Origin of the sequence: Bradyrhizobium lablabi, from assembly GCF_001440475.1 — a bacterium.
GTDB lineage: Bacteria > Pseudomonadota > Alphaproteobacteria > Rhizobiales > Xanthobacteraceae > Bradyrhizobium > Bradyrhizobium lablabi.
Genome location: NZ_LLYB01000124.1, coordinates 25,091 through 31,090 on the forward strand (window position 1 = coordinate 25,091; position 6,000 = coordinate 31,090).

A 6,000-nucleotide genomic window follows, 5' to 3' on the forward strand; every position below is an offset into this window, starting at 1 on the left:
GCGCCTTTGCGCGCCCGATTTTGTGCTTCGACGGCGATTTTGTTCCGTGAAAATCGTCAAATTTCGGGGTTTTTGCGGCCGGAACCATCGTTTCCGGGGCGGATTGTTTCAACAGTCGATGCGCGACGCTTCTTGTCGCCCCATCGAGGGAGCAACAGCCAATCGAGGTCGTATCATGCTGAGCTGGGTCGTAACGTTTCTGATCATCGCGTTGATCGCGGGTGTTCTGGGCTTCGGCGGCATCGCCGGCGTCTCCGTCGAAATCGCCAAGGCCATCTTCTTTATCGCCGTGATCCTGTTTCTGATCTCGGCCGTGGTCGGATTGGTGCGCGGACGTAGTAACGTCTAGCAGGCGCAACCCGAAACCACGCTGCCGCGCGCGAGCTATCGCGCGGCAGCGGCCAGTTCGAGACTGGCCTTCCCGACGTGGCGGGAGACCAGGTCTGCAAATGGCTTCGGATGCGTCGCGATCATGAAATGAGCCGCGCCGCCAATTGTGGCGCGGACAGCACCCGGGATGCAGCGGCCCAGCAAATCATTCGCCCGGCCGACGGCCGGATGGCTGGCTTCTCCCCACACGACGAGCACAGGCACGCCGATGCTCGCCAATAATGCTGGCGTCAGCCGAAAGCCATAGGCCGATTCCCAATCCAGCAAATTCGCTGGCGTCGTCTCGATCGCATAGTCGCGGACGCGCTGCGGCCATGCCGTGAACGTCCCATTGCCACCATAGAAGTCGATCATCCGCGCGATCGCATCGGTTTCGCCGCGCTTGAACGCAGCGGCATAAGCGTCGGACATGTTTCGGAAAGCGTCATAGTTTTGCATCTCGCCGGCTGCCCACAGGATTTCCATGGCGGGCGCTTCGGCAATGGTCAGGCTGAGCAGGGGAACGCGCTGCCGCAGCGCGACCGCTAGCGCAGCCAATCCGCCAAACGAATGACCGACGAGATGCACCGGGCCGCCGGCGCGGCGGATCACGCTCTCGATGATTTCGCTCTCCAGCGCGATATCCGCATTGCCTTCGGTGCGGCGTTCGGCGGTGCCGCCATACCCCAACAGGCTGGTCGTCACGCAGCGGAATTCATTCTGCCACTGCGCCATCACCGGCCGCCACGCCGCGCCGGTGCTGCACGATCCCGGCACCAGCACCACCGTCGGGCCGGTTCCGCTTTCGTGGTAGTCGATCGGGCCAAGGGTCTCGAAAATCATCTCAAATTCCTTGCGAACGCACGAATCGCGGCGGCCTTCTCTCAGACCGCCGCGTCACGTTTGGATCTGTCAGCGTTTGACGATGACGATTTCCAGATATTCGCTTCCCAGCGCCATGGTGCCGTCCTCGGCGCGGTTCATCGACGCGATCAGCGTCAGGATATCGTCGGCGAGGCGGCGCTGGTTGGTTTCATCAAGCGCGGCAAAGGCTTTCAGCGTCGGGCCGTAGTAATTCCTGAACACGTCGAGAAAGTGCAGCGGCGAGCGGTAGCGGAACGTGAAGTGCCGCTTCTCGGTCTTGATGGAGGCTGCCGACGTGCCGAACATCTCGGTGATGCGCGCCTGCGTGCCCCACAGCGCCGGCGATTTCGCGCCGGCCGGCGGCGGCAGGTACTTGCCGAGTGTCTTGAACAACTGCCCGATGAAGCCGTCCGGCGTCCAGTTGGCGAGCCCGATCTTGCCGCCGCTCTTGCACACCCGCAGCAATTCGGCAGCCGCGCGATCCTGGTCCGGCGTGAACATCACGCCGAACGTCGAGACGACGACGTCGAACGTCGCATCGCCAAAATCCAGGGCTTCCGCATCCGCCTCCTTGAACTGGACGGAAAGACCTTCCGCGGTGGCACGGGCGCGGCCGCGCTCGAGCAGGCTCGGCACGTAGTCGGTGGACATGACGTCGCACCAGCGGCGGGCGGCGGCGAGCGTGACATTGCCGTTGCCGGCGGCGACGTCGAGCACCTTCTGGCCGGCCCGGAGGTCGAGCGTCTCGCACAATTCCTCGCCCACGATCTGCAGCGTGGTACCGACGACGGCGTAATCGCCTGATGACCAGGCGCCGTGCTGCTTGGTTTTCAGGGCGGAAAGGTCGATCTGGCCGGGTTGCTGGGCTTGGGCGGCGGCGGTGGTTGCCATGTCATTTCTCCTCTTGGGACGGTGAATTTTCCGATTTCTGCGTGCTGTCGGCTTAGTCCCCCTGCCAGCCCGACGGCTATCCAGTTCGCGACACGGCTATCCCGAACGTGAACCTTTCCGCTGTTCCCAGGACTCACCACCAGGGCGCTTCGGAGCTGCGGATGATTGCTGGCCAGGACGTTTCGACGGTGACGTCGCCGCTGCCGCGCGGCGTCAGGCGTGCGCTGGACGCGATGCGCGCCAATATCGGCCACGCTTGGCGGCTGACGGAGCTTGCCGCCACCGCCGGCGTATCCGGCAGAACCCTGCAGCGGCAGTTCCTTACCTTTGTCGGCAAGACCCCGCGCACCGTGCTGCGCGAGATCGGGCTCGAATGCGCCCGTCGCGACCTGTTGCAGGGAACGCCAGGCGTCAAGATCATGGACGTGGCGCTGCGCTGCGGCTTTCCGCATTTCGGACGGTTCTCGATCGCCTATCGCAGGCGCTACGGCGAGACGCCGTCGCAGACGCTGAAGCGGCAGGAAATTCTCACCGACGCGCTCGGCGCAACGCCCTCGCTGTATGTGCCGGCGCGGGACCGGCCGGCGGTCGCCTTCGGGCCGATCGAGGCGGCAGCGGAAAATCTGGCTGTCGCGGCAGATATCGCCGACGATCTCGTCACCGCATTGACGCGCGCCGGCATCGCGGTTGCAACGCGCTCGGTGGCGGCGCGCTATCATCTCGGCGGCGCCATCAGGGGATCGGGCGCGCAGATGCACCTGACCATCCGCCTGATCGACACCGAAACCGGCGGCCAGCTCTGGGCCCATCGCGCCGACGGTGTTCTGCGCGACGACACCACGACGACGGAGCATCTCGCGGCCCGGATTGCCGCGGCGCTGCAACCATGCCTGCGTCTGGCGGAGATCGACCGCGCGCTGCGCAAGCCGGCTACCGGCCTCGGCGCGCAGGATCTGGCGCTGCGGGCGATGCCCGGCGTGCTCTCGCTCGATGCCATTGGCAATGCCCGGGCGCTGGAATTGCTGGAGCGCGCGATGGATCAGGAGCCGAACCATCCGCTGGCCACCGCGCTGGCGGCGTGGGCGCATGTCCAGCGCGTGGTCTATCACTTCACCCATGCGCCGCAGCAAGAGCGCGCCCGCAGCCTCGAACTTGCCCACCGGGCGAGGGGGCTTGGCGCCGACGCCACCGTGCTGGCGATCCTCGGCAATGCGCTGTCGCTGCTCAACGCGTTCGATACCGCCGATCTCGTCACGCGCAAGGCGCTGGCGATGGACGGCGGCTCGGCCTGGGCGTGGAGCCGCGGCGGATGGATCGACGTCTACAAGGGCGATCCGCAGTCCGCGATCGAACGCTTCAAGATCGCGCTCGATCTTGCGCCCCACGATCCGCTGGCCTTCAACAGCATGGTCGGCATCGGCTGCGCGCTGTTCATCGCCGGTCAATACGCTGAAGGCGCGCAGTGGCAGGAACGCGCGCTGGCCGAACATCCCTCCGCAAGCTGGGTGCACCGCACGCTGTGTCCGGCCTATGTGCTCGCCGGGCAGGCGCCGCAGGCCAGCCGCAGCCTCGGCGCGCTACGGCAGCATTATCCCGATCTCACGGTAAGCGAAGTCCAGCGCGGCATGCCGCCGCTGCCGCCAAGCCAGTGCGAACTGGTGGTCGGCGCGTTGCAGGAGGCCGGGCTACCGGCCTAGGTGCTCGGCTATTTCTGCGGCATCGCGACCTTGCGGCCGGTACCTTCGGGCCGCGGCACGGCGGCATGCGACGCCACGACCGCGTCGATGCGCGCGCGAATGTCGGGCGGGAAGGGCGCGACCTTCCGCGCCTTCATGTCCATATGCAGCGTCATGTTTTCCGACGTTGCTGAGAGCCAGCCTTCCATCGCGTGGCGCAATTCCTCGAACGTATGCAGCCGCTTCTCGTCGGTACCCAACAGATAAACTGAAATCTGAACGGGGTCGCCGAGGTGAATTTCCCTGATGTAACGCACATGGGCTTCGGCGGTGAAGGTAGAGCAGTGGCGCTCCTTCATGTAGGCCGGTCCGATCCCGAGCTGCAGCCACATTTCATCGATCGCGCGGTCCATCATCACGTTGTAATAGGCCATGTTGAGGTGGCCGTTGTAATCGATCCATTGCGGCTCGATCTGCATCACCGAGGACAGGAACGGGACCGGCGGTAGCGGCATATTCTTCAGGTTTTCCCCGGCGGTAGCAGCGGTCGTCATCATTGATCCCGTGGTTGTTTTCGCGCTCTTGACCCCCCTTATATCCTTTGCCACGGTCCGCTCAAATCCGGAGGAATTTGACGTGGCGACAACGATATCGGGTAGTATGAAGCGGCCGGAGCCGCAGGCGCTGGCAAGCGCGGTCGAGGCACTGGCGGCGCGGTTCGGCAACCGGCTGATTACCTCGCAGGCGGTGCGCGAGCAGCACGCCCACACCACCACATGGCTGCCGACGCAGCCGCCCGACGCGGTGGTGATGGCGGAGGAAACCCAGGACATCCAGGACGTGGTGCGGATCTGCGCCAAGCACGGCGTTCCCGTGATCGCGTTCGGAACCGGCACCTCGCTGGAAGGCCAGGTCAACGCGCCGGCCGGTGGCGTCTGTATCGACCTGCGCGACATGAACCGGATTCTCGAAGTCCATGCCGAGGATCTCGACTGCGTGATCCAGCCCGGCGTGACCCGCAAGGCGCTGAACGAGCACCTGCGCGACCAGGGCCTGTTCTTCCCGATCGATCCCGGCGCCGACGCTTCGCTCGGCGGCATGACTTCGACCCGCGCCTCCGGAACCAATGCGGTGCGCTACGGCACCATGCGCGACAATGTGCTGGCGCTGAAGGTGGTGCGCGGCGACGGCGAGATCATCACGACCGGCACGCGGGCGAAAAAATCCTCGGCCGGTTACGATCTGACGCATCTGTTCGTCGGCGCCGAGGGCACGCTCGGCATCATCTCCGAACTCACCATCAAGCTGCGCGGCATCCCCGAGACGATCGCAGCCGCCGCCTGTTCGTTCGAGACCGTGCGCGGCGCCTGCCAGGCCACGATCCTGGCCATCCAGACTGGCATTCCGCTCGCGCGGATCGAGCTGCTCAACGCCGAGCAGGTGCGCGCCTGCAATGCCTATTCCAAGCTGACGCTGCCGGAGACGCCGCTGCTGCTTTTGGAATTCCATGGCAGCGAGGTCGAGGTCGCCGAGCAGTCCAGGAATTTCAGCGAGATCGCCAAGGAATGCGGCGGCGGCGATTTCACCTGGACCACCAAGCCGGAGGACCGCACCAAGCTGTGGCAGGCGCGGCATGACGCCTATTGGTCCGTCAAGGCGCTGCGCCCCGGCGCGGGCGTGGTGGCGACCGACGTCTGCGTGCCGATCTCACGGCTCGCCGATTGCGTCACCGAGACCGAGGACGATCTGAAGCGGCTCGGTCTCTTGTCGCCGATCGTCGGCCATGTCGGCGACGGCAATTTCCACTGCTCGCTGGTCTGCGACGTCGACAACAAGGAAGAAATGGCGCGCGGCGAGGATTTCATGCATCGCCTGGTCGAGCGGGCGCAGGCGATGGGCGGCACCTGCACCGGCGAGCACGGCATCGGGCAGGGCAAGCAGAAATACCTCAAGGCCGAACTCGGCCCCGAGGCGATCGACGCCATGCGCGCGCTGAAGCAGGCGCTCGATCCGCAGAACATTTTCAACCCCGGCAAGATCGTGCCGGTGGGGTAGGGGGTGGGCTCGCAAAGCCAGTTGAAATGAAATTCAGTGGTCGCAATGACCAATGTCCGCTGTTTCGAGGCAAAGCGGACTACGAAGGTCGGGACCGGGCATCTCTGTTAATGATCGATTCCGTTGAAAAAGGCGGCTGTTGCGG

The 6,000-nt window shown here is 65.0% G+C and carries 6 protein-coding genes; 3 read left to right on the top strand and 3 right to left on the bottom strand.

Annotation, left to right across the window (positions count from 1 at the left end):
* The first annotated feature begins 175 nt into the window (after positions 1–175).
* Complete coding sequence (locus tag CQ14_RS42925) at positions 176–349, top strand: DUF1328 domain-containing protein (RefSeq protein ID WP_082650163.1); 174 nt, start codon at positions 176–178, stop codon at positions 347–349.
* Positions 350–384: 35 nt separating this feature from the next.
* Here the strand turns inward: CQ14_RS42925 and CQ14_RS35375 are convergent, their stop codons facing one another.
* Together CQ14_RS35375 and CQ14_RS35380 are read right to left on the bottom strand one after the other, a co-directional pair.
* A complete protein-coding gene (locus CQ14_RS35375) occupies positions 385–1,212 on the bottom strand; it encodes an alpha/beta fold hydrolase (RefSeq protein ID WP_057862376.1) in 828 nt (275 codons plus the stop codon).
* Between the two features lie 69 nt (positions 1,213–1,281).
* Positions 1,282–2,124 carry a class I SAM-dependent methyltransferase gene (locus CQ14_RS35380; protein ID WP_057862377.1) on the bottom strand — a complete coding sequence of 281 codons (843 nt, stop codon included), beginning with the start codon at positions 2,122–2,124 and terminating at the stop codon, positions 1,282–1,284.
* Positions 2,125–2,285: 161 nt separating this feature from the next.
* Here CQ14_RS35380 and CQ14_RS35385 point away from each other — a divergent pair, with 161 nt between their 5' ends.
* Positions 2,286–3,821, top strand: coding sequence for a helix-turn-helix domain-containing protein (locus tag CQ14_RS35385; RefSeq protein WP_057862378.1), 1,536 nt, complete (start codon positions 2,286–2,288; stop codon positions 3,819–3,821).
* Positions 3,822–3,829: 8 nt separating this feature from the next.
* On the opposite strand, the gene CQ14_RS35390 is transcribed toward CQ14_RS35385, so the two are convergent.
* On the bottom strand, positions 3,830–4,357 hold the full coding sequence (locus tag CQ14_RS35390; protein WP_082650164.1) for a thioesterase family protein: 528 nt from the start codon (positions 4,355–4,357) through the stop codon (positions 3,830–3,832).
* Positions 4,358–4,460: 103 nt separating this feature from the next.
* On the opposite strand from CQ14_RS35390, the gene CQ14_RS35395 reads away from it, so the two are divergent.
* Positions 4,461–5,855 carry an FAD-binding oxidoreductase gene (locus CQ14_RS35395; protein WP_430650242.1) on the top strand — a complete coding sequence of 465 codons (1,395 nt, stop codon included), beginning with the start codon at positions 4,461–4,463 and terminating at the stop codon, positions 5,853–5,855.
* Positions 5,856–6,000 lie beyond the last annotated feature (145 nt).